General features: G+C 51.8%; 18 protein-coding genes. 16 read left to right on the forward strand and 2 right to left on the reverse strand.

Annotation, left to right across the window (positions count from 1 at the left end; translation table 11 throughout):
• Positions 1-1118 precede the first annotated feature (1118 nt).
• Positions 1119-1961, reverse strand: coding sequence for a hypothetical protein (locus tag ACFVVF_RS21410; RefSeq protein ID WP_387814031.1), 843 nt, complete (start codon positions 1959-1961; stop codon positions 1119-1121).
• Entirely contained in the window at positions 1948-2502 is a 555-nt protein-coding gene (locus ACFVVF_RS21415) for an RNA polymerase sigma factor (protein ID WP_387814033.1), read from the reverse strand. Before ACFVVF_RS21415 ends, ACFVVF_RS21410 begins: the two co-directional genes overlap by 14 nt.
• Positions 2503-2760: 258 nt before the next feature.
• On the opposite strand from ACFVVF_RS21415, the gene ACFVVF_RS21420 reads away from it, so the two are divergent.
• The 16 genes from ACFVVF_RS21420 (at position 2761) to thrS (ending at position 24078) form a co-directional block, all read left to right on the forward strand.
• The gene (locus ACFVVF_RS21420; protein WP_387814035.1) at positions 2761-3822 is read left to right on the forward strand and encodes a phosphotransferase family protein; all 1062 of its coding nucleotides are present in this window, start codon (positions 2761-2763) and stop codon (positions 3820-3822) included.
• 69 nt (positions 3823-3891) lie between these two features.
• On the forward strand, positions 3892-5466 hold the full coding sequence (locus ACFVVF_RS21425) for an ABC-F family ATP-binding cassette domain-containing protein (RefSeq protein WP_387814037.1): 1575 nt from the start codon (positions 3892-3894) through the stop codon (positions 5464-5466).
• 373 nt (positions 5467-5839) lie between these two features.
• Entirely contained in the window at positions 5840-6994 is a 1155-nt protein-coding gene (locus tag ACFVVF_RS21430) for an ROK family transcriptional regulator (protein ID WP_387814039.1), read from the forward strand.
• A gap of 50 nt (positions 6995-7044) precedes the next feature.
• The gene (locus ACFVVF_RS21435) at positions 7045-8049 is read left to right on the forward strand and encodes an asparaginase (RefSeq protein WP_387814041.1); all 1005 of its coding nucleotides are present in this window, start codon (positions 7045-7047) and stop codon (positions 8047-8049) included.
• Between the two features lie 95 nt (positions 8050-8144).
• Positions 8145-9749, forward strand: a complete 1605-nt coding sequence (locus tag ACFVVF_RS21440) for a glutathione ABC transporter substrate-binding protein (RefSeq protein ID WP_387814043.1) — start codon at positions 8145-8147, stop codon at positions 9747-9749.
• A gap of 105 nt (positions 9750-9854) precedes the next feature.
• Positions 9855-10781 (forward strand): ABC transporter permease subunit, encoded by a 927-nt coding sequence (locus ACFVVF_RS21445; protein ID WP_387814045.1) that lies wholly within the window; start codon positions 9855-9857, stop codon positions 10779-10781.
• Between the two features lie 101 nt (positions 10782-10882).
• Positions 10883-11713: an ABC transporter permease gene (locus tag ACFVVF_RS21450; RefSeq protein WP_387814304.1), complete on the forward strand. Its 831-nt coding sequence runs from the start codon at positions 10883-10885 to the stop codon at positions 11711-11713.
• 16 nt (positions 11714-11729) lie between these two features.
• Positions 11730-12731: an ABC transporter ATP-binding protein gene (locus ACFVVF_RS21455; protein WP_387814047.1), complete on the forward strand. Its 1002-nt coding sequence runs from the start codon at positions 11730-11732 to the stop codon at positions 12729-12731.
• On the forward strand, positions 12728-13714 hold the full coding sequence (locus ACFVVF_RS21460; protein ID WP_387814049.1) for an ABC transporter ATP-binding protein: 987 nt from the start codon (positions 12728-12730) through the stop codon (positions 13712-13714). The genes ACFVVF_RS21455 and ACFVVF_RS21460 overlap by 4 nt, the downstream gene beginning before the upstream one ends.
• A 47-nt stretch (positions 13715-13761) precedes the next feature.
• Positions 13762-15246, forward strand: coding sequence for a M17 family metallopeptidase (locus ACFVVF_RS21465; RefSeq protein ID WP_387814051.1), 1485 nt, complete (start codon positions 13762-13764; stop codon positions 15244-15246).
• Entirely contained in the window at positions 15243-15941 is a 699-nt protein-coding gene (locus ACFVVF_RS21470; protein WP_387814053.1) for a copper homeostasis protein CutC, read from the forward strand. The genes ACFVVF_RS21465 and ACFVVF_RS21470 overlap by 4 nt, the downstream gene beginning before the upstream one ends.
• 36 nt (positions 15942-15977) lie before the next feature.
• Entirely contained in the window at positions 15978-16925 is a 948-nt protein-coding gene (locus tag ACFVVF_RS21475) for an ROK family protein (protein WP_387814055.1), read from the forward strand.
• Positions 16926-17243: 318 nt separating this feature from the next.
• On the forward strand, positions 17244-20705 hold the full coding sequence (locus ACFVVF_RS21480; protein ID WP_387814057.1) for a glycosyl hydrolase family 95 catalytic domain-containing protein: 3462 nt from the start codon (positions 17244-17246) through the stop codon (positions 20703-20705).
• 171 nt (positions 20706-20876) lie between these two features.
• Positions 20877-21758 (forward strand): alpha/beta fold hydrolase, encoded by an 882-nt coding sequence (locus ACFVVF_RS21485; protein ID WP_387814059.1) that lies wholly within the window; start codon positions 20877-20879, stop codon positions 21756-21758.
• Positions 21759-21824: 66 nt separating this feature from the next.
• Positions 21825-21950, forward strand: a complete 126-nt coding sequence (locus ACFVVF_RS21490; protein ID WP_387814061.1) for a hypothetical protein — start codon at positions 21825-21827, stop codon at positions 21948-21950.
• Positions 21951-22164: 214 nt separating this feature from the next.
• Positions 22165-24078: a threonine--tRNA ligase gene (gene thrS / locus ACFVVF_RS21495; protein WP_387814063.1), complete on the forward strand. Its 1914-nt coding sequence runs from the start codon at positions 22165-22167 to the stop codon at positions 24076-24078.
• Positions 24079-24364 lie beyond the last annotated feature (286 nt).

The raw sequence follows: 24364 nt of genomic DNA on the forward strand, positions 1-24364 counted from the left end.
GAAGTCGATTCGCTGTTTGATAGGGATGGGGCAGGATGACAACGTACATCGTTCAAACGATCGGCTAACTGACCTGCTTCTAGTAAATAGAGAGTGATTGTCATGAAAATGGTGCGCGGCGGACCTGTTAGCGAACCTGCTTCGCAAAACAGCGAAGCAAAGTTCGCTAAATGTCTACCTTTTGGCTGGTAGAGAGGCTACAGCGAAGAGAATTTCGCTATTGGTGAACGTAGCTTCTCCAAAAAGGAACTTCTCTTCGCTAATGCTGATGACCAGCTCAAATGTGCATGTATTTCGGTTAATTTGCGAAACGTCCTTCGCTAAATAGCGAAGTCGATTCGCTGTTTGATAGGGATGGGGCAGGATGACAACGTACATCGTTCAAACGATCGGCTAACTGACCTGCTTCTAGTAAATAGAGAGTGAGTGTCATGAAAATGGTGCGCGGCGGACCTGTTAGCGAACCTGCTTCGCAAAACAGCGAATCAAAGTTCGCTACATGTCTGCCTTTTGGCTGGTAGATAGGCTACAGCGAAGAGAATTTCGCTGTTGGTGAACGTAGCTTCTCCAAAAGGGAACTTCTCTTCGCTAATTGTGAAGTCCAGCTCAAATGCACATGTATTTCGGATAATTTGCGAAGCGTCCTTCGTTAAATAGCGAAGTCGATTCGCTGTTTGATAGGGTTAGGTGGTTTAGACAATTAGGTTGGGCTTCTCCGGGGCAACAGCCCAGTTATTGTCTTGTGCAAATTAAGGGGAGCGTAGTGTTTCGAGTTCAGGATGCTTTTTCGCAGGTTCAGCTCCATGTACATCGAGTAAGCGATGAGACCATGGAATCAAGAACAGCAGCATGAACCGAAACGCGCAGCGACCCTAGCTTTAAATCAAGGCTGAGCTAGCCTATGCCATATAGGGAAACGCGCAGCGATCCTAGCTTTGGATACCGGGTAAGGTTTAGTTAGACATGTGCCATATAGGGAAGCGCAGCGATTCGAGTTCAGGATGCTTTTTCGCAGGTTCAGCTCCAAGTACATCGAGTAAGCGATGGGAAATGGAATCAAGAACAGCAGCATGAACCGAAACGCGCAGCGACCCTAACGATGGACGCAACAAGGAAGTCTACAAATAATGCTTCTCCGTCTTAAGCTCAGCGCCGTCTTTGTCGAGCGCCGAGACATCCATATATCTGCGGAGGCCTTCAAGCCAAGAGTCCGGTATGCGGCTGAAGAAGAATGAGTCACCGGATGCGCTTCGAATGATATCCGCATTCACATGTTCGCCAGCTTCATTGGTCAGGCGAATAGCAGCGACGTTACTGTCCCTAATAATACCGATCAGTTGTCCCCTCAAAGGATCATTGCCCTCTCTGCCGATAGCTGCCATATTCAAAAAGTAGGCGTTGCCTTCGCTGTACGGTCCTGCGGTCCATTGCTTAGATACATAAGTACTCGTCGTACTTACCGATTTATATTCGCCTTCTGCGCTTCGCCTTACATTTGCGACTGCAATCCGGTATTCGTCTGTTGAACTCAATCGTTGGATGAGAAAGGCCAAAGTAGTATCCTCATTCAGCTTTTCCTGATGCACCATTTCAATAGAAGGATTGATTGAATTGCCGCTAAGAAGCGACTTCCACTGATCGGAGGTCAGAGCATGCAAGTCCTTCAAGTCTTCAGTATGGCTGTTGCTATTGTCATGCTGACTGGCTGCGCCAACCCGGTTGTCGGTGCCACCAGCTGGCAATAGGCGTTCAACTTGCTTCCATTGAATATCGCTTGCCCAAAACCCCACCGTAATAGCCACCACAATAGCAGCAGTCGACGCAACCATAATCCGTCTGCTCCTGCCGTGCCTATTGGGCCTTCTTTCAGCTATGATACTTTCCAGCGACACCTGTACCTGCTTAGCGGGAAGCGGACGTTCTTGCAGCTGCCGCTCCAAATCAAGATTATATTCCGTCATGCTCTTGACCTCCTTCATAGCTTTTCGCTAATTTGATTCTTGCATGGTGAAGACGGGATTTCACCGTGCCAACCGGCAACCGTAACAAGGAAGCAATTTCTTCATGAGAGAGGCTGTGATGCGCATGCAGCACCATCACCTCTCGCTGTTTAACCGGCAGCTGGAGAACGAGCCGCCATGCTTCTGAGGAGAACAGGTTATCCATCGCCTCAATCTCAGCAGAGGGAGAGTTGCTCCCATTCTCCGGCAAATCCTTCATTAATAGGACACGGCGAACGAAGCTGCTTTTTCTCCGGTTAAAGCTAATGTTGCGTGTAATCCGAAGCAGCCAAGTTTTAATAGAAGCTTCTCCCCGGAACGTATGCAGTTTTTCATAGACGGCCAGAAAAACATCCTGAGCAATATCATCCGCCATATGCGGGCTCCTCGTTAACGATAGCGCATAATCCCACACTTCGTTCCGGTAGGCCAGAATCAGATCGCTCAGTATTTGTTCCCTGTTATAACCGTCCGAGAGCGTCTCCAAGTATGTAAAATCCAATCATTCCTCACCTCCATAAGGGCGTGTCTGAAAACTCGTTCAGTGGCACCTTTCACCGCCTTTCCGCCCCCTGCTTCGTTGTACCCCCGGGTACGCCTTCACAAACGCGCCTTGCATGGAACGAAAATTCGGCAAAATTTGCTGCCCTCAGAGTTCTCAGACTCACCCTAAACAGACAACGCATAAGGCCATCAGGTTCATTTTTAATAGTATAAAGGATAAACCGCCCTTTACTAGAATTATTAGGATGGCATAGTAATGCTAGCTATAACTGATTTCCTGAAAGGGGCACACGGCCAGATGGATATGCAAGCTGCTGAAACAAAAGTGAAAAATTGGGCGATCGCTCATGCCTCATCACTAGGACTGAATCCTGCCCGGATAGACGTCCATTCGATATGGAATCCCGGCGGTTTGACCAACCAGTCCTACCGCGTATCGGATGGCAATACAACCCGCCATTTCAAGCTGGCGCCGCCGAAGAAGGCGGATCGCTTAAAGCGCTGGGCCAGTGTAAGCAGTGAACTTGCCGAGCGTTACCATGCACCGCGCCTGATCGCGGAAATAAAGGAAGAGATCGTTCCCGGCTATACGTACGGCCTTGTGTTGGAATTTATTAAAGGCAAGCCGCTAAGTGAAGCGGCAGATCCGGGTCCTGTGGCGATAAAAGTGCTGGAGCTCTTGCAGCGGCTGCAGCAGGATGAGCGGATTAGAGAAATACTCGCTGAAGCGGAGGCTGCCCCCTCCTATACGGACGCTTTTATCGAAGAATATATGGAGCGCTTTGAAGAGGATATGGAAGGGATTAGAGCGGAGAAGGAAAGCTTGGATTTTGTGACGGAGCCGGATTTGGACGGGTTTGACCGAGAGGTCGAAGTGCTGCGCCAGCTGGCAAGTGACAGTCCTGCATTTCAGCATACCGCCAACGATGTCGTGCATAACGACATTCATTGGGATAATATTTTGGTAGAGGATTCCGGCCGGTTCTGGATTATCGACTGGGATGATTTGTCGGCAGCCGGGGATGCGGCGATGGATTATTCCGTTCTGCTGTGGACGCTGCATGAGTCGGAGGAATGGCCGCGCTGGCAGGAGCAAGCTCTGGAGCTTGCGGGCAAAAGCACAGGTATATCCGAACGGCTGGAGCTTTACTTCAGGGCAAAGCTGCTCGATGATGTCATCGATGTGCTTGCCGATTATGTCGAGGCCAGTGGCGTACCGGAATGGATGGAGAAAACCCGGCAGCGGGCGAAGGCCATCCATCTTCGTGCTTATCCGGAGTACATTAAACGCTATGGCGCACTCGCAGCCCGTCCTTAGTATCATAGGCAAGCGCCCGCGAACAAGTGTTATAATCAACTAGACTAACGGAAGCAGAAGGGTGAAGCTATGAGCGTTATTCGGTTGGAGAACGTCACGAAGAAATATGAAGACGCAATGATCTTTCGCGAAATTTATTTTCGCTTGAGCCAAGGAGAACGGGTAGGATTGATCGGGCGCAATGGCGCCGGCAAGTCTACAGTATTCAAGCTGATTATGGGCCAGGAAGAGCCGACCTCCGGGAAGGTGGAGCTCGACCCGCAAGTGAAGATCGGCTACTTCTCGCAGTTTTCCGAAATGCGCGGCAATCTGTCTGTCCAGCAAGAGCTGGAGAACAGCTTTGAGGAAGTGGCCCGCATTGAACGAGAGCTGCAAGAGGTAGGAGAGAAGCTTGGCCTGGTCAGCGACGACGGCGAGATGGAAGCGCTGTTAACGAGGCAAGCGGAGCTGTTCGAGCAAATGGATCATTTGGACGGCTGGAACGTATCCGTCGAGATTAATACAGTGCTTACGAAGCTGGGCTTTAATGACCGGTCGCGTCATCAGCCGGTTGAAGAGCTGTCAGGCGGCTGGAGAAATCGCGCGGCACTTGCGAAGATGCTTATTGAACGGCCGGATGTTGTTCTGCTCGACGAGCCGACGAACTATCTTGATCTGGAAGGGATTGCTTGGCTGGAGCAGTGGCTGTACCGCTTCAAAGGCGCGATGCTTCTCATCTCGCATGACCGTGAATTTATCGATAAAGTCGTGACGCGGACGATTGAGATTGAGAACTATCATTTTCAGGAGTACGAGGGCAATTACACCGATTATATCCGTAAAAAGAAGATGCGCAAGAAGGAGCTCGACCGCCAGTTTGAGTGGGAGGAAGAGCTGCTTCTTATGGAATCGGAAGCGATCGACAGCCGTGCGAGCCGCAAGTCTTCTGCGAAGGACAGGCTGTCCCGCAAATTGGCGGACAACAAGAAACGGATTGAGCCGCATCCCGTTAATGTGCTCATTACCGATATTTACGAGCGGCTGCGGTTTCCGGACAAGCTGTGCGAAGTGAAGGCTATCGGGCAGTCATATGAAGGCCGGGAAATTTTCCGGGATGTCAGCTTTGATATCCAGAAGGAGGATCGGCTGGTGATCGCAGGACCGAACGGAAGCGGCAAATCGACGCTTATCAAAGTGCTCACAGGCACAGAGAAGCCGGAAGCCGGGGAAGTGGTCTGGGAACGGGGCGTCAGCTACGCGTACTTCAACCGGATGTGGGACGAGCTTGATCCGAAAGATACGGTCAGCCATGCTGTCAACACGTATGGACTTGGTCTGGATGCGCCGCGGAAAAAGGTCAACAAGTTTCTGTCTATGCTGCAATTTTCAGAAATAGATCTTAGCAAGAACATCAGCAGTCTGTCCGGGGGGCAGAAGGCCCGGGTAGCGCTTGCGAAATGTCTGCTGTCGGGTGCGGCCGTTATTATTTTGGATGAGCCGACGAATCATTTGGATTTAACGAGCATCCAGGTCATGGAGCAGGCGCTGATTCATTTCCCTGGCGCCGTTATTACAGTCAGTCATGACAGGTTCTTTATCGATAAAATCGGGACGAAAATGTTGAGCTTTGATCCAGTCACCGGAGTAAGTGAACAAAGTCTATAACGATCTAAAAAAAGACTCGAAGCCTCTTCAGGAGAAGCGGCATCGAGTCTTTTTTTTACAATAAAAATATGTAACCAGTCGGATTTTATGTTAGCTTTGTGTGAGAATCGAGCCTAATTCGATGTAATATTTTATAACCGATGCTTTTACTGGAATATGAAGCGCTTACTTCAAGCATCCAAAATTATAAGGGGCGAAAAATGTTATATATGTTGACACATCGCAGTTTGATGCTTTATATTAATAACATCACTGGAGAATATAAAGAGTAAAACCTTAAATTTAACCCCAATTTACCAGATAAAACATCATTTTCATGCCTTTTTTCACGCCAATTAATCCAATGGAGAAATTAAATAGGGGAATGAATTGTATGAAGCATGATCAGGACTTCATTAAACGACAAAACCGGCTGACCGTTTTTGAAATGATTAAAAGTCATAGCCCCATTTCACGAGCGATGATCGCGAAGCAGACAGGCATGAGTCCTACAACAGTAGGGCGTATCGTCGCAGAGCTGACGGAGCAGGGATACATTCTGGAGTCGGAGCAAGTGTCCGAGGGCCTGGGCCGGAAGTCAACGCTGCTTGGGATGGTCGATGCTTCGGTCATCACGATCGGAGTGGAGCTGGATCGTCATGAAATAAGCGTAGGTGTTGTCGATCTGCAGGGCAATTTGGTCCATAGCGAACGGCATGACCGGGCTCTGGAGGAAGCGCCAGCTGTCACCGTACAGCGGATTGCCGATGAACTGAACGGCATGCTGAATCGGAACATTGTCGCACGCAAGCAAGTCGTTGGTATTGGTGTAGGACTTCCCGGTATCGTCAACAATGACAATGGGGTCGTCGTATTCTCCGTCCAGCTGGGCTGGAAGAACGTACAGCTCGGCGAATCGCTAGAGAAGCTGACGGGCCTGAAGGTCAATGTCGACAATGAGCTGAAGGTTAAAGCGCTGGCGGAGCAGCTGAAGGGCTCGGCGATCGGCTCCAGCCGGACGGCGCTGCTGGGATTCGGCAATGGTGTCGGCTCGGCGCTCATTGTGGAAGGCGAAATCTATCGCGGTGAAATGAACAGCGCCGGGGAGATTGGCCATACTACGGTGGATCCTAACGGCACGTTATGTGAATGCGGCAAGGCGGGCTGCCTGCAAAGCTATATTACGATTCCATCGCTGCTTCAGGAAGCGAATCAGATCGCACCGATTCAGACGGTGGAGGAGCTGTTCGCTGCAAGAGATGCGGGTGAGCGCTGGGCGATTCATCTCATTGATAGGGCGCTCACTTATATGGCGATTACAGTCAATAACGTCGTATGCATGTACAACCCGGACAGCGTTATCTTCAGCGGTGAACTCGCAGATAAGTTTCCGGGCTTGTATGAAGAAGTCAAGGAGCGCTGCATGTCGCGCTTCGTATGGGAGCCGCTGCAGGATTCCTTCCGCTTCGTAAGATCGGAGCTGAATGTAGCGGGCGTCATGATCGGCTCCGGCCTGCTGGCGCAGACGCAGTTTTTCAAACTGGATTAAGCAACGGTCAATTAGATATAGAAACGATATAGCTTAAGGGGGAGTACAGCATGAGCAGCAGCTTTGTGCCATTGGTTGAGGAATATCGGGGCGGCGTTCTCGAGAACGTCCACTATGGAGCCGTAACGGTTGTGGACGAGACCGGGAAGATCATTTATCAGACAGGAAATCCGGAGCATATGACCTTTCTTCGCTCAGCGGCCAAGCCTTTTCAGGCGCTGCCGGGGATGAAACGGCAAATTGACGAGGTGTACGGCTTAACAGGCAAGGAAGCATCGTTGTTTGCAGCTTCGCATCGCGGCGAATCCTTTCATATTGATGCGCTTGAATCGATTTTGAGCAAGATGGATGTCTCCGAGAGCACGCTTCATTGCTGCTCGACGTACCCGCTCAATGAGCAAGCGAAGGCGGAACGGCATCAGAATCATGAGGCTCCGCGCAGACTGTTCCATAACTGCTCAGGCAAGCATTTGGGCTTGATTGGCCTAAGCAAGCATATGGGCTGGAACGCAGAAACCTATTATCAGCTGGATCATCCGGTACAGCAGGAAATTATCGAATCGCTTGCTTACTTGGCTGAGGTGCCGGCATCATCTATTCCAGTTGGGATCGATGGCTGCGGCCTCCCGGTTCACGCGCTTCCGCTTCATAAGATCGCGCTGGTGTACTTGAAGCTTGCATGTCCGGATTTGATTGCAGATGCCGACATTAGAGCGGCTGCTGCCCGAATCGCCCAACTGATGAATGAGAATCCCGATATGATCGCGGATACGAAATTTGTCTGCTCTGCACTGCTGAAAGACAGCAACCTTACCGCTAAGGGCGGGGCGAAAGGGGTTTACGGCATCGGTCTTCGCAAGGAGAGACTGGGTATTTCCCTAAAGGTATCAGACGGCTCCGAGCAAGTATGGCCATGCATTATCGCGACGATTCTAGAAAAGCTTGGTTACAGCGACCGTTCGACGATCGACCGTTTGTATGACATTGTACCTAACATCATTGTAAATGACGGGGGAACGGTAGTCGGCGAACGCAAGCCGGTCTTCTCGCTCTAAGGCAAGGAGAATATTCTTTGTGACGGAAAGCCTCAAGGTGCCGGAATGAAGTGATTCTAATAGATACACAATACTAGCATAGGGAGTGTGGCAGAATGAAATTCAAAGGAAAAGCATGGTCCATGTTAATGCTTCTTGTCATTGTTGCTGTAGTAGCCGCTGGCTGCGGATCGGGCAATAACGGTGGAGCAAATGCAGGAACGGACGGCAAAGGCACAAAACCGGCAGCTGGCTCGAAAAACGGCAACAACGTAGTTGTCGCGCTGAACGCGAACTTTATTACACTTGATCCCCACAATGCAGGCGACACAAACTCGATTTCCGGTGCAAGATCCATGTACGAAGGCCTGATGGGCTTTGATGAGAATATGAGCTTGAAGCCGGTTCTGGCAGAAAGCTATGCGATTAGCGAGGACGGCCTGGTCTACACGATTAAATTGAGACAAGGTGTGAAATTCCACGACGGCACGGATTTCAATTCGGAAGCTGTAAAAATCAACATCGCACGTATTCAGGATGAGAAAAACAACCTGAGAATGCGTAAAAGCTTTGCGAAAGTAGCGAAGGTTGAAACGCCAGATGCGAACACTGTTGTAATTACACTTAGCGAGCCGTACAACGCATTTCTGAACAAGCTGGCTATGGGTCTGATGATCAGCCCGGCTGCTCTTGAGAAATTTGGCGACAAAATCGGTCAAAATCCGGTTGGTACAGGCCCTTACAAATTCAAGGAATGGGTAGAAGGCGACCGCCTTGTTGTAGAGAAAAACGCAGACTACTGGCAAGCTGGTCTTCCTAAAGTCGACAGCGTAACGTTCAAGCCGGTACCAGAGAACGGCTCGCGTACTGCGATGCTGAAAACAGGCGAAGCGGATTTCATCTATCCAATGCCGACTGAGCAAGTGAACCTGCTTGAAACTGACAACAACATCGTTATCGACAAAACAGACTCCACAATCGTGCGTTATGTAACACTGAACACGATGAAAAAACCGTTCGACGATGTGAAGGTTCGTCAAGCAATCAACTATGCAATCGATAAAGATGCTTTCATCAAAGTTGTAAAATCGGGACTGGGCTCGGCGCTTGATTCCAGCATGTCCTCGAAAACGCAATACTACTCCAAGCAAGAAGGCTACGGCTATGACTTGGAAAAAGCCAAGCAATTGTTGAAAGAAGCGGGCTATCCAGATGGCTTCTCTGCTGAAATCTGGGGTGAGAACGACTCCGAGACAATGAAAGGCATGCAGTTCCTGGCTCAACAGCTGGCACTTGCAGGTATCAAGCTGGATGTGAAATCGATGGAGGGCGCTACGCTTTCCGATCAAATCAACTCGGCTAAAACGCCAGAAGAAGCAAAAATTCAAATGTGGTTCGTAAGCTGGTCGCCGTCTTCCGGCGATGCAGACGGTGCTACAAGAGGCCTGTTCAGCAGCGAAATGTTCCCTCCTGCAGGCTCGAACACAGCGTACTACAAAAACGAAAACGTTGATAAATGGATCGCGGAAGCGAATAAATCGACGGACGCAGAAAAAGCGAAATCGATCTATGCTGATATCCAAAAACAAATTTGGACTGACGCGCCATGGGCGTTCCTGGGTGTTGACCAAGTCATCTCCGGTAAACGCGCATATCTGGAAGGCGTAAAAGTTTATCCGGACGGTTCCATCAATGTTCGTGAAGCAGAAGTAAAGCAATAATTCAACAAGACCACGAATAATAGGAAGCAATAATAAGAGAGAGGGGCTGCTTCAGCATGGGTTTATTGAAGCGGCCTCTCTCTTTTTTCTAAGGAGGTTTCCAGCTTGGGAAGATATGCTCTGCAACGATTGCTGGGAGTGATACCGCTCCTCTTCGTCGTATCGGTGCTCGTATTTATGTTCATTCACCTTATTCCAGGCGATCCGGCCAGACTTGTTGCCGGCAAGGACGCCACGCTAGAAGAGATCAACGGCATCCGTGAACAGCTGGGCCTCAATGATCCGCTCTGGAGACAGTATATCGATTATATGGCCAAGCTGTTCCAAGGCGATCTTGGCAACTCCATTCGTTCCGGCCTTCCCGTCAGTGACATGCTGGCGAGCCGTTTCATGCCGACGATCTGGCTGACGATATTCAGCATGGTGTGGGCAGTTATTATCGGCGTATTGATCGGGATCATTTCGGCGGTTAAGCGCAATAGATGGCCGGATCACGTTGGGATGATTACCGCAATATCCGGTATTTCGGTTCCGGGCTTCTGGCTTGGTCTCGTTCTAATTCAAATTTTCTCCGTACAGCTTGGCTGGTTTCCGACCGGCGGCGTCGATTCCTGGTCCAGTTATGTACTTCCGTCCTTGACGCTTGGAGCCGGTATTATGTCGATGCTTGCGCGATTCTCCAGAACGTCGATGCTGGAATCGATGCGCGAGGATTATATCCGGACAGGCCGGGCAAAAGGGCTGCATGAATTCGTCGTTGTTGGGCGTCATGCGCTGCGCAACTCACTCATTCAAGTGGTGACAGTCGCAGGCCTGCAATTTGGCTTCCTGCTTGGCGGTTCCGTCATGGTAGAGACGGTATTCAGTATTCCGGGCCTTGGCCGGCTGCTTGTCGATTCGATCGCATTCCGCGATTATACCGTCATTCAAGCGGAGCTGCTGTTGTTCGCTACCGAGTTTATTCTGATTAATCTGGTCGTCGATCTGCTGTACGGCGTACTGAATCCGAAGATCAGATTCGATTCGAACTAGAGGAAGGAGAATCACTGATGAGTCAACAATCGACAACTGCAGAACATCGCTCATCCGGAGGCTCCGGAGGGGAGGCTGCACCCGCAAAGCGGAAAAGCGCAATGGCTGAATTTATCCGTAAATTCAGCAAGCAGAAGCTTTCGCTCGTTGCTGGAATTTTTATTGTTTTGCTGCTGCTGGTCGCTATATTCGGCCCGTTCTTGACGCCGTATGATCCAGACGCGCCGGACTATGATGCCATGCTGTCCGGGCCTTCGCTGAAGCACTGGGCGGGAACAGATGAATATGGCCGTGATATACTGAGCCGGCTGATTGAGGGCACGCGTCTCTCGCTTGCCGTTAGTCTAAGCGCTGTATTTATCGCTGCGTTCTTTGGCACCATCCTTGGTCTGCTTAGCGGCTTTTACGGCAAATGGCTGGACCGGCTTATTATGCGAAGCAGCGATGTGCTGTTCTCGTTTCCTGATATTTTGCTTGCTATCGGTATCGTGGCGATCCTCGGTCCGGGCTTGACTAACGTCGTTATCGCAGTTGCAGTATTCGGCATCCCGTCCTTTGCACGGATGATCCGAAGCGTTACCCTATCGGCCAAAGAAACGTTGTTCGTAGAAGCAGCCCGCTCGATGGGCGCGAAGGACAGAAGAATTATATGGCGTCATATTTTCCCGGAGACGCTTCCGAGCGTTATCGTCAACGTCACGATGAAAATCGGCGGAGCGATTCTGGCCGCATCGTCTCTAAGCTTTCTGGGTATGGGCGCAAAGCCGACGGAGCCGGATTGGGGCGCTATGCTCAGCATGGGGCGTGACTACTTGAGCATTGCTCCGCATGTCGTTTATTTCCCGGGTTTAATAATATTTCTTACGGTGCTTGCTTTTAATCTGGTCGGAGACGGACTGCAGGACGCTCTTGATCCCAAAATGAAAAACTAAAGGGGGACAGGCCGCGATGGATAAATTGCTGGAAGTAGAAGGGCTGAAAACGGAATTCAAGCGGGACGGCGGCAATGTAATGGCCGTCGCCGGATTGGATTTTCATATAAACAGCGGGGAAGTGCTTGGCCTCGTCGGAGAATCCGGCTGCGGCAAAAGCGTAACGTCCCTGTCGATTATGAGGCTGCTGAAAGGAACACCGGGCAGGAATGCCGGAGGCAGCGTGAAGTTTAAAGGCAAAGATTTGCTGAAGCTGTCGGATAAGGAAATGCGCAGCGTTCGAGGCAAGGATCTGGCGATGATCTTCCAAGAGCCAATGACCTCGCTCAATCCGGTGCTGCGAATTGGCAAGCAATTGGAGGAGCCAATCCGCCTGCATTTGGGCTATAACAAGGCAAAAGCGCGCGAGCATGCGATTCATATGCTGCAGCTAGTTGGCATTCCGCGGGCGGAAGGGGTTATGAACGACTATCCCCATCAATTGTCCGGCGGGATGAGGCAGCGCGTCATGATTGCGATGGCGATGTCGTGCCATCCGCAGCTGCTGATCGCAGATGAGCCGACGACGGCTCTCGACGTAACAATTCAGGCGCAAATTCTCGATCTGATGAAGCGGCTGAAGGAAGAGAGAAGCATGGGCATGCTGCTCATTACGCATGATCTTGGCGTAGTAGCAGAAATGTGCGACCGCGTAGTCGTGATGTACGCTGGACGGGTTGTTGAAGAGGCTCCTGTAAAAGAACTGTTCGCAAACCCGCAGCATCCGTATACGCAGGGCTTGATTCGCTCGGTGCCGAAGCTTCGCCAGAAAGTACGGCGGCTGGAGTCGATTCCGGGCAATGTGCCGGATCTGTCCCGCATGCCGGCAGGCTGCAAATTCGCGCCTCGCTGTCCGCATGTGATGCCGCAATGTCTGACGGCTGAGCCTGAACTGCTCGCGGCATCTGGCGACAGCACGCGCAAAAGCCGCTGCTGGCTGACGCAGGAGACGGAATTGAAAGGGGGGACCGGCGCATGAGCACGCCGCTTATCGAAGTAAAAGGGCTGCAAAAGTCGTTTCTCGTCAATAAAGGCTGGTTTGGCAACAACAAATACTTGCAGGCGGTCAACAATATTTCGTTCTCCATTGGCAAAGGCGAGACGTTCAGCCTCGTGGGCGAAAGCGGCTGCGGCAAGTCGACGACCGGCCGTCTCGTTACGAGACTGCTGACTCCCAATCAAGGCGAGGTCTGGTTCAACGGGCAAAATATTACGCAATTGAATGATAATCAAATGCGTCCGATCCGTAAGGAAATGCAGATGGTATTCCAGGACCCGTATGCGTCCCTTAATCCGCGGATGAAGGTAAAGGATCTCGTAGCAGAACCGCTGCTGATTCATACGAAGCTCAGCCAAGGAGAGCGGGATAAGCTTGCCTCCGAGCTGCTAGAAGTTGTCGGTCTGAACAGCTTTCATGCGGAGCGGTATGCGCATGAATTCAGCGGCGGGCAGCGCCAGCGGATCGGCATCGCACGCGCGTTGTCCGTTCGTCCGAGTCTGATCGTAGCCGACGAACCGGTATCTGCACTGGACGTGTCGATTCAATCTCAAGTGCTGAATCTATTACAAGATTTGCAGGAGCAATACGGCCTTACGTACCTCTTTATCTCGCATGATCTTAGCGTCGTCGAGCATATTAGCGACCGCATCGGGGTTATGTATTTGGGCTCGCTCGTGGAAACGGCGCCTAAGGACGAGCTGTATGAGCGTCCGCTTCATCCTTATACACAAGCGCTGCTCTCCTCCGTTCCGGTTCCCGATCCAAGCTTAGCTAGGGAGCGAATCATACTGAAGGGCGATCTGCCGAGCCCGGTTGATCCGCCATCCGGCTGTCGCTTCCACACGCGCTGTCCGGCTTGTATGGAAGTATGCAAGACGAAGGTTCCGGTGTTCCAGGAAGTGGAGCCGGGCCGTCAGGTCGCTTGCCATCTCTATGACGAGGAAGTTATGTCGAAGAACTAAACGAAGTATAAGATCGAGGTTGAACTTCAGGCGAAGAAGGGATAACGATGAATATTCGAATAGAATCGGCTGCCGGTTCCAAGATTCAGATTATGCTGGCTTATGCCGGCCAGCCATTTAAATATGAATTGCCGGACAACCGCCGGGAAGCCGGAGCAGTTACGTGGTTCTATGCCAGAACCATTCAAGAAGCTGATGAGCTCGTGCTGGGTATGGGCGAGGCGGACGGCTTGAATCTGGAAAAGCTTCGCCGGGCCGGCGGTTATGCGGCAAGAGCGCTGCACAAGGAAGGCCGCTCTAGCGGCGAGCTGGATATCGCAGCGCTGGCCGAGGCTTCGAGAGCGTTCAAGGCTGGCGTCTCTGCTTGTCTGCAAGCTTGGACGGAGGGCTGGCTGCTTGGCCTGTACCGCTATGACAAATATAGAGGTCTGACTGCATCGGATCGAACGGTTGACCTCTATCTCGCGCCGGCTGAGGAAGCTATGTCCGTTGCTGAATACGAAGCGGCAGTGGCAGCGGCTCGCATTCGGGCTGAAGCGGCGATGCTGACGCGTGATCTCGTGAACGAGACGCCGGAAGGTCTTAACCCGGAAGCTTTCGTTGCAGTCGTGCAGCGGCACTTCGCAGATTTGCCGGTTAAGCTGCATGTCTATCAAGGTCAGGAGCTTGTGGATCGCCAGATGAATGGTCTTCTCGCAGTCGGAGCGGGAAGCGTGCACGAGCCTGCACTTATTGAGCTGGCTTATGAAGGCGCGCCTGGCGAGCCGATGCTGGCGCTTGTCGGCAAAGGCGTAACGTTCGATATGGGCGGCATGAACGTGAAGACGGGCAGAGATATTAGCGATGCCAGAATGGATATGGGCGGAGCGGCTGCGGTTGTTGGCGCGATGGACATTCTGGCGAGGACTGGGGCAGCGGTTAACGTGACAGCACTGATTGCTGTCGTGGATAACTTGCCGGGCATGGAGGCAATGCTGCCGTCATCGGTCATCCGTTATCCGAACGGTTTGACGGTTCAGGTAGCCAATACGGATGGCGAAGGCCGTCTCGTTATTGCCGATGCACTGCTGCATGCCGCAAATCTTGGAGCGGCTAAAGTCATAGATATCGCTACACTGACAGGTAATGTTGGCGCAGCCTTAGGGCTTGGCATCGCCGGAATTTGGGGCGATGAAGAGATGACGCAGGGGCTGGTTGCGGTAGGAGAAAGAAACGGAGAGCGGCTGTGGCCGATGCCTCTGATGGATGAGTATGAATCCGAGCTTCGCAGCGATTATGCCGATCTGCGCAACGTAGGCACCGGCACACTGGCCGGTGCTATTACGGCGGCCTTGTTCATCCGGCGGTTTGTCGCGCCTTCAATGGATTGGGTTCATATCGATATGGCGGGCACCGTTCAGTATAAATCGGATGTCGGCTACTCTGGCGTCGGTGCAACCGGCTACGGAGCGCGGCTGCTGGCGGATTATGCGGAACGCTGTTTTGCAGCGGAGCATATTGTGAATGCGAATATGGGGGCGAGCCAAGGATGAGCCGGCATACGGTATTGGAAGTCATCGCAACCTGTGTGCAGGATGCAATAGAGGCGGAGAGAAACGGTGTGGACCGGATTGAATTGATTACGGCTATAACCGAAGGCGGTCTTACGCCTGGCATCGGAATGGTGAAGCAAGTAACGGAAGCGGTTCGCATTCCGGTTAACGTTATGGTCAGACCGCACAGCCGGTCATTCGTATACGATAAGCTGGACAAGGAGACGATGGCGGAGGAGATTCGGGCTATTGCCACTACGAAAGCTTCGGGCATCGTAATTGGCCTATTGAATGAAGAAGGCCGTATCGACACGGCCGGGCTGGAGGAGCTGCTGCCGCTGGCCGACCATTTGAATGTAACCTTCCACCGGGCGTTTGACGAGCTGGAGGATCAATTGGCAGGTCTGCGGGTGCTGCAGACTTATCCGCAAATTAATCGCGTTCTAACCTCGGGCGGATTAATGCCGGCGCCGCAAGCGATCGATCAGATTCTGGCGCTGGAAGAAGCGTCGCGGGGAAGCTCGCTGCGTATTCTTGCGGGCAGCGGATTGACGATTGAGGGGATAAGCGAATTTGTGGCCGCTACCGGCGTGTCCGAGGTGCATTTTGGCTCGGCGGTTCGAGTCGGATCGTCGGGTCTGGCTCCTATTGATCCGGAACGGCTTAGCCGCCTGGCGGGCATTTTGCATCCCTGATGGCGTATAAATAGAGTTGAAAAAAGGTGAACAGCTTTGAGTAACGATAACTATGTAGTTGGAGTGGATTTGGGCGGCACGAAAATCGCCGCTGCTATATTTGATGGGGCGGGAACCGTGTTGAACCGCGAGCGGATCGATACGGCAGACGCTTCGACAGCGCGTGAAGTGGTGCAAAGCATGATCGGCATGATTGAGCGTGTATCCGGCGGGAGAAAGCTGAACGGAGTAGGGCTGGCATCTCCAGGTGCGGTGGACAGCCGCGAGGGGATCGCGCTGAACGGCACGAATCTCCCGGAGTGGAACAATGTGCCGATCAAGCGGTGGATGGAAGCTGATCTGGGCGGCGTTCAAGTGCAGGTGGTCAATGACGCGAATGCAGCCGCTTGGGGAGAATATGTTCGCGGGGCCGGTATCGGTTCGCAAAATATGGTGTATGTGACGCTGAGCACCGGAATTGGAGCAGGTGTTATTCTGGACGGCAAGCTGCTGCTGGGCAGCAAGTCATTCGCGGGCGAGCTTGGCCATACGATTATTCATCCGGACGGCGAGCTTTGCAATTGCGGCAACCGCGGCTGCTGGGAGACCTTCTCCTCCGGCACGGCAATCCGCAATGAAGCACTGCGGCGTCTTGAGGGCGGCGTCTCCGCGATTGAGAAGATTGCAGCGATGGCCGGAGAAGAAATATCTTCACGCCATGTGTTTGAGGCGGCGAGTCAAGGCGATGCACTGGCGGGCGAGGTTATCGACCGGATGATCCGGTACACTGCAATCGGTCTGGCCAATGTGGTGCACACCTTTAATCCAGACCGGATCGTTATCGGCGGCGGTGTGAGCAAGGCGGGCGACCTGCTGTTCCCGAAACTGCGGGAAGAGACAGATCGCTACGTGATGGCCCCATACAGGGGCACATTCGAAATTGTGCCTGCAGCGCTCAATGACGATGTTGGCTTAATTGGAGCGGCCTCGCTCTTTAACATATAGGCATTAAGGACGCAGCGGAAGGCTTCAAGCCCGCTGCGTCCTTTTTTATACAGCTTTCGCCAGCATTTCATATTTTTCTCGACTATTTGTGGAAATTATTCCATTGTTTTAAATGGGACAGGCTTTATGATAAGGGTATAACCAGCATGAGAAAATGATGTTATTGCGGCAGATTGAGGCAGAACAAATGAAACGGAAGGGGGTGGCGTTAATATAAGGGAGGTCTAGGAATTGGTCTTGGTACACATAAATGTAAGCGCTTTATTATTTGGTTTATAAAAAATGAACCTAATGGAGGTTTGCGGAACCATGAAGCTAATGGAGAAGAAGAGTGGCTTTAAGAAGCTTGCCAGTCTGCTGGTAGTTGGGAGTCTTGCGTTTTCTTCCGTCACGGCTTTTATTGGAACAAGCGGCATTGCATCGGCGGCAGACAGCGCCGCGTCACAAGCTTTTAATACGTCAACGGGTGTATTGGATGTCGACTATGCCTCGTATTTGTCCAAGCATGATGTTGTCTTTCAATCGCCTGTATCGGATCCGAAAGGGGCTTTGACCGTCGGCAACGGCCGGGTAGGCGGAATGGTGTGGGATACGCTTAACGGCATTACGATGCAGGTATCCGGTGTGGATGCTTCCCAGCAAGGCTTTGCTTCACAAGGGCTTGTTAATCTGTATACGACCCCGGGGCTGAACACAGGCTATACGACGTACAAGCAGCGGCTTTCACTCTATGACGGCCTGCTGACGACCGAATACGATGCCAACCGTAAAATCACCATTATGGGCGCGCCCAATTCTGAAGTGATGGGCATTCATGTGGAAGACAGCCGTACGGGCCTGTCCAACGTATCTCTGGATTTAAGCCTGTGGGATGTGAGCAATTTCAGCGGCGGCGATGTGCCGAATATTAATACATGGAGAACCGTATCCACCTTTGTCGATCCGACGGTCGTTGGACTGAGCAGAGGGCAGACGGATGCAAATAACTTCGGTTACACGCTGGCAGCTACTGTAGAGGGTGCAAGCTTTACAACCCAAGCGGTTGGCGGCAGCAAAGTGAGATTGAACATTACGCCATCCTCCAGCTATACGATCTGGATCTCCAGCGCCAGCCGGCTTAATGCCCCAGGGCATGATTCGGTAGCAGCTGCCAAAAGCCAGCTGTCCAGTGTAAAGAACACAGGATACGCAGCTACCCTAACGAGTTATAAAAACTGGTGGCATGATTTCTGGGCCAAGTCCTTCGTGCAGTATTCCAACCCTTCAGGCGATGCGGATTATATGGAGAGCTTCTATTATTTGAGCACTTATATGATCGCTGCAGGCTCCTTCGGCAACTATCCGTTCCACTTTATTAATGGCGTATTTAGCGCCGTTAATGACAATGACAGCGGCAAATGGAGCAACGCCTATTGGTATTGGAATCAGCGGGATGTGTACCATTCCTTCCTCGCCTCCAATCACGCCGATATGGTGAACGTGTTTAACAATTTGTACAGCCGCAACTTCAATACGCTGAAATCGTATACGATGACCCGGTACGGCATCGACGGTATCTGGGTTCCGGAAACGATGGGCTGGAACGGCAGTGCGGAGGGCACGATTTACAGTGACTACACGAAAAACACGCTGTCTACCGCTGCGGAAGCGGCATTGAATATGTACGCGCAATACAAGTATACAAATGATACGAATTATTTGAGCGGCACCGCTTATCCGTTTATGAAGGAAGCAGCTAAGTTCTATGCCAAAATGCTATCCTACGATAGCGCAACCGGCAAATATTTCATGGCTTCGTCCAACGCACACGAGCAGCACTGGAATGTGAAAAATGCGATTACCGACTTGGCGGCTATCCGCGCGCTATTCCCGGTCACGATTCAGACGAGCGCGAGCTTGGGTGCAGATGCTGCGCTGCGTGCCGAGTGGCAAAATATATTGAGCAATCTGGTCGCTTACCCGGTTGACCCAAGCGATCCGAACAAATATGCGCCGCATACGCCGCCGATATCACAGAACCGGAATAATGAGAATGTGGTGCTGGAGCTGGCTTGGCCTTACAGCGTAAGCGGCATCGGATCAGCGGATTATCAGATGCTGGTGAACAACTACAACAGCCGACCTTATCCGTATACGTCCAACAATGTGTGGGATCCGGCTCCGATACAAGCCGCCCGCCTTGGTCTTGGCAATGAAGCGTATCTCGGCATGAAAATGATGCTGCAGCGCTACCAGCAATATCCGAATGGCAGAACGACTAATTCAAACGGCGAGTTTGAATATATGGGCGTCCATTTATTGGCGATGAATGAATCGCTGCTTCAAAGCTATAACGACAAAATCCGGGTGTTCCCGGCGCTGCCGACCGAAACGAATTTCGTCAGCAAGTTTACGCTGCTTGCCAGCGGAGGTTTTCTGGTCAGCTCGGAGAAAGCGGCCAATGAGATTAAATATGTCGGAATTAAAAGTCTGTACGGCAAACCGGCCACTGTCATCAATCCTTGGGGAACGCAGGCGGTACAAGTCCGCAGAACCTCAGACAATACCGTAGTCTCCACGTCCTCGAGTGCTGAGTTTACGTTCAATACGACGGCAGGCGCGGTCTATGTTGTGGAGCGGACGGCCAAGCCTTTCTCGAGCTTTGAGCATACGCAGCTTACCGCAACGGCCAATCAAGGCGTGAAAGCGTTAAGCGGCACGAATTCCAAGCTGGGCTTGGACGCGAATGGGGGCCGTGTCACCATTACGACCTTCTATGAGGATTCCAATTACTCGGGAACTGCGAGGACGCTGGCTCCGGGCAGCTACACGACAGCGCAGCTTGCTGCTGCAGGCATTCCGGACAACTGGGTGTCTTCGATCCGAGTGCCGCTCGGTTATACGGTAACGATCTATGACAATGACAATTTCACGGGAACGCAATGGATATTTACTGCGGATACGGATTTCCCAAGCAGCACCAACCCTAATGCGAATGACAAAATGTCATCGGTGGTCATCAGCTCCGGGAATGGCGGCGGAGGAGGCAACGGTGGAAATACCGGCGTGAAGTATGAAGCGGAGAATGGAACAAGAACCGGAACGGTAGGCATCTATGATGATGCAGCAGCCTCTAACGGCAAGGCAACGGATCACTTCTCCAATGTCGGTGACTCCGTGTCCATTGCCAATGTACAGGCGGGCTCAAAGCTTGTAATCGGGTATTGTACGGCGAACAATCCGGGTAGACTCAGTCTGTATATTAATGGCGTAGATAGCGGCAACATTACGTTCCCGTCCACCTCGACATGGAATACGACGTATTCTACCGCCACAGTGACAGTAGCGATACCGGCTGGAGCTACGATTAAATTGCAGCTCGACAGCGGTGACTCAGGAGCGAATATCGACTATATTACGGTAGAGTCGCAAAGCCAGAAGATCGAAGCGGAGAGTGGAACGCTGACCAGTGTCAATGTTACAGCGGATTCAGCGGCTTCTGAAGGCTACGAAGTAACGGGCCTGTCCACGCCTGGCAGCTCTTCGGTCGCGTTCACCAGTCCGAGCGCAGGCAGTCAGCTCACGATTGGCTACACGACTGCGAATACGAACAGCAAGCTTAGTCTCTACGTCAATAACACTTTTATCAAAAGTGTAAGTTTTCCCTCTACCGGAGTTTGGAGCGGTACGTACGCTACCGTCCAGACAGCAGTTACTATTCCAGCGAATGCAGTCGTCAAACTGCAGCTGAATAGCGGCGATTCCGGCGCGAACCTGGACTATTTTATCGTCCAGGCATAAGAGCTGGTTATATATGAAATAGAGAGTGTTGGAGGTCTTTCTGTCACCGACACTCTTTATTTTTTTGCACATAATCACACATGGTTTAAGGGCTGGAAGTATATGAACCGATTGCCCATTCTTATCATAAACTAGGCTAATAATCGCGTTATTCGAGAAAGGAAATTCCACATGGATGGATACGTAATAAATCAGCCTTATGGAACTGTTGCTGGCAGAGGTGACGGGTATATGAACGGCCAGACAGGGGGCCGGCCGTTTGTGCACGCGCAGCCCGGCGTTCACGGTTATTATCCGATGCTGCCTCGAGAAGCTGTGCAGCCTCTGACGTTTGTTCTTGTGCATGGCTCTTGGGCGAACGCTAGTTTCTGGAACGGTGTGGCCGCCGAGCTTCGAAGGCAAGGCCATATCGTTTATGCGCCGGAATACCCGGGACACGGAAGCGACCCGGATACGAATGTGACACATGCGATGATTTCAAGAGCGGTGGTGGATTTTATTATTGCTCATAACTTGCATGATATTATTCTTGTCGGCCATAGCTTCGGAGGATCGGTGATTCAGAAGGTGGCTGAACTGGTGCCCGACCGGATCAAACGGCTCGTATTTGTGGACGGATTCGTGGTGGCCGACGGCCAGTCACTAGCCGATCAGCTCCCTCCCCCGGTACAAGAGGCGTTCACGCAATTGAGAGAAATGTCGGCGGAAGATACGATTATGCTGCCCTTCTCGTTGTTTCGAGAAACCTTTGTCAATTTGGCTGACCATGCCCTTGCTTTCCAGCTGTATAGCGAGATTCGCCCAGAACCCGCTAAGCCGCTGTTCGAGGAGCTCGATTTGAAGACATTTTTCCGTTTGCAAATACCGCGCAGCTATTTGTATTTGACAGAGGATAATGTCCTGCCGCAAGGGGAAGGCTATGGCTGGCACCCCCATATGTCGAGCCGTCTCGGGGTGTTTCGCTTAATTAAATCACATGGCGATCATATGACCTTCTTTCGTACGCAGCCGGCGCTGCTGGCACAGAGACTTTACGAGGCTTCAAGGGATTAAGGAGCTGTCCGGCAAATTCAGAACCGTAAAAATGCCAATTGACTCTAGCGGGTAACCGCGGCTATAATGGGTGACATTATAGATCAGGCGAAGACCAAAGACATGATTTCCGTCAAGGGCTGTACAGAGAGAGGGGCGAAAGCTGAGAGCCTCTACTGCGACCGGATGGCAATTACCCCTTTGCAGCTGTGATGGTGAACCTGCGGATTTGTATGCCCGGCAGTAATCATTACCGTGTTATCCCCGTTACCGGATACCGAAGGATTTGTTGCGTGTCATGCTGACTGTATGTTCAGGTGGCCCGGGCAAATCGAATGAGGGTGGAACCACGAGCTGAACGCACTCGTCCCTATGTGGGAAGAGATGCGTTTTTTTGCGTTCAAAAAAATCCAAGGAGGTTTTTATTGTGGGAATCCAGATTACGTTGGCGGACGGAAAAGTAAAGGAGTATGTCCAAGGGACGACCCTCGCCCAAGTGGCGGAGTCGATAAGCCCGGGGTTAGGGAAGAGGGCCGTTGCGGGCAAAATAAACGGTGTTTCGGTTGACCTCAACAGGCCGATCGAGGCGGATAGCAGAATCGAGATCATTACGCTAGACAGCCAAGAAGGTCTTGAAATTTACAGGCACAGCACGGCTCATCTGATGGCGCAAGCGCTAAAGCGGATTTATGGGCAAAAGGCCGTAAAGCTGGGGATTGGCCCGGTCATCGAGGACGGTTTTTATTATGACATCGACATGGCTCAGTCGTTATCTGCTGAGGATCTGGCCGCTATAGAGGCGGAAATGCGGGTAATAGCGGATCAGGATTTGCCGATTCAGCGCCGGGTGGTGAGCCGGGAGGAGGCACTAGCCTTTTTCGGAGAGTTAGAGGACCCGCTCAAGCTGGAGCTGATCCGCGATTTGCCGGCAGATGCCGTACTCACGATTTATGACCAAGGCGAGTTTAGCGATTTGTGCCGGGGGCCGCATCTTCCGTCCACTGGACGAATCCGTGCTTTCAAGCTGCTTAGTGTAGCGGGGGCGTATTGGCGGGGCGACTCCAACAACAAAATGCTGCAGCGGATTTACGGTACGGCATTTCCGAAGGAAGCGCAGCTGAAGGAGCATTTGCACGCGCTGGAGGAAGCGAAGAAGAGGGATCACCGGAAGCTCGGTGCGGAGCTTGAGCTGTTTATGTTTTCCGAAGAGGCGCCGGGCATGCCTTTCTATTTGCCCAATGGGATGACGATCCGGACGGAACTGGAGGACTTCTCCCGCCAGCTGCAGAAGAAGCGGGGCTATGTTGAAGTACGCTCGCCGCTGATGATGAACAATCGGATGTGGGAGCAGTCGGGACATTGGGATCACTACAAGGACAATATGTATTTCACGAAAGTGGATGAGACGACGTTTGCGCTCAAGCCGATGAACTGCCCGGGGCATATGCTTATCTACAAAAACAGCCTGCATTCGTACCGGGAGCTGCCGATCCGTGTATCGGAGTTTGGCCAAGTGCACCGTCATGAATATTCCGGTGCTTTGAACGGCATGATGCGCGTGCGGACATTCTGTCAGGATGATGCTCATTTATTCGTCCGCCCGGATCAGATCGAAGCGGAAATTAACGGAGTTATCGCCTTGATCGAAGAGATGTACGAGGTGTTTGGCTTCGCCTACACACTGGAGCTGTCGACAAGGCCTGCTGATTTTATGGGCTCGCCGGAATTATGGGACCAAGCGGAAGCTTCTCTGCAAAATGTGCTCGACAGACGGGGAATCGACTATGTGCTGAACGAAGGGGACGGCGCGTTCTACGGCCCTAAAATCGATTTTCACATCCTGGATGCGTTAAAGCGCAGTTGGCAGTGCGGCACGATTCAGCTGGATTTTCAGATGCCGGATAAATTCGATCTCTCTTACATTGGGGAGGACAATCAGAAGCACCGGCCAGTCGTCATCCACCGCGCGATATTCGGCTCAATCGACCGCTTCATGGGCATATTGACGGAGCACTATAGCGGGGCATTCCCGCTCTGGCTGGCGCCTGTGCATGTGAAGCTGCTGCCGGTCTCCGACCGCTATAATGATTATGCGCTCGAGGTGAAGCAGGAGCTGCTGGAGGCAGGGATTCGCGTTGAGATCGATATGCGGACGGAGAAGCTGGGGTACAAAATTCGCGAAGCTCAGTTAGAGAAAGTGCCGTACATGCTTGTGCTTGGCGAATCGGAGCAGAGCTCGGGAATGGTGTCGGTCAGGAAGCGGGAGGAAGGCGATCTGGGACAGCAGCCGGCGGATGAATTCGTGAAGCGGGTTCTGGAGGAGATTGGGGAGAAGCTGTAATAGTAATTACCAAAGTTTCTTGATCATATGAGATGATGAGAAAGCCGTTGACCTTCTATAAGAAGACGTAACGGCTTTTTCGTTGTGCCAATTGTTTTACATAGCTCTATCTAAAATTTCTGTATTGAGTCGTCCTAGGTGTTGAGGAAGCCAAGTTTAATTTCTTCTTCCTGTGTGGGAGCTAGTGACTAGTCCCGAAATGCAGCATCAATTCCAGTTCAATATGGTGAGCCTTGAGCAGGCTACTATATTCTCGAATATCGCTTTTGTGACGGAGAAAGATGGT

It is taken from the genome of Paenibacillus sp. NPDC058174, assembly GCF_042883865.1.
Classification (GTDB): domain Bacteria; phylum Bacillota; class Bacilli; order Paenibacillales; family Paenibacillaceae; genus Pristimantibacillus.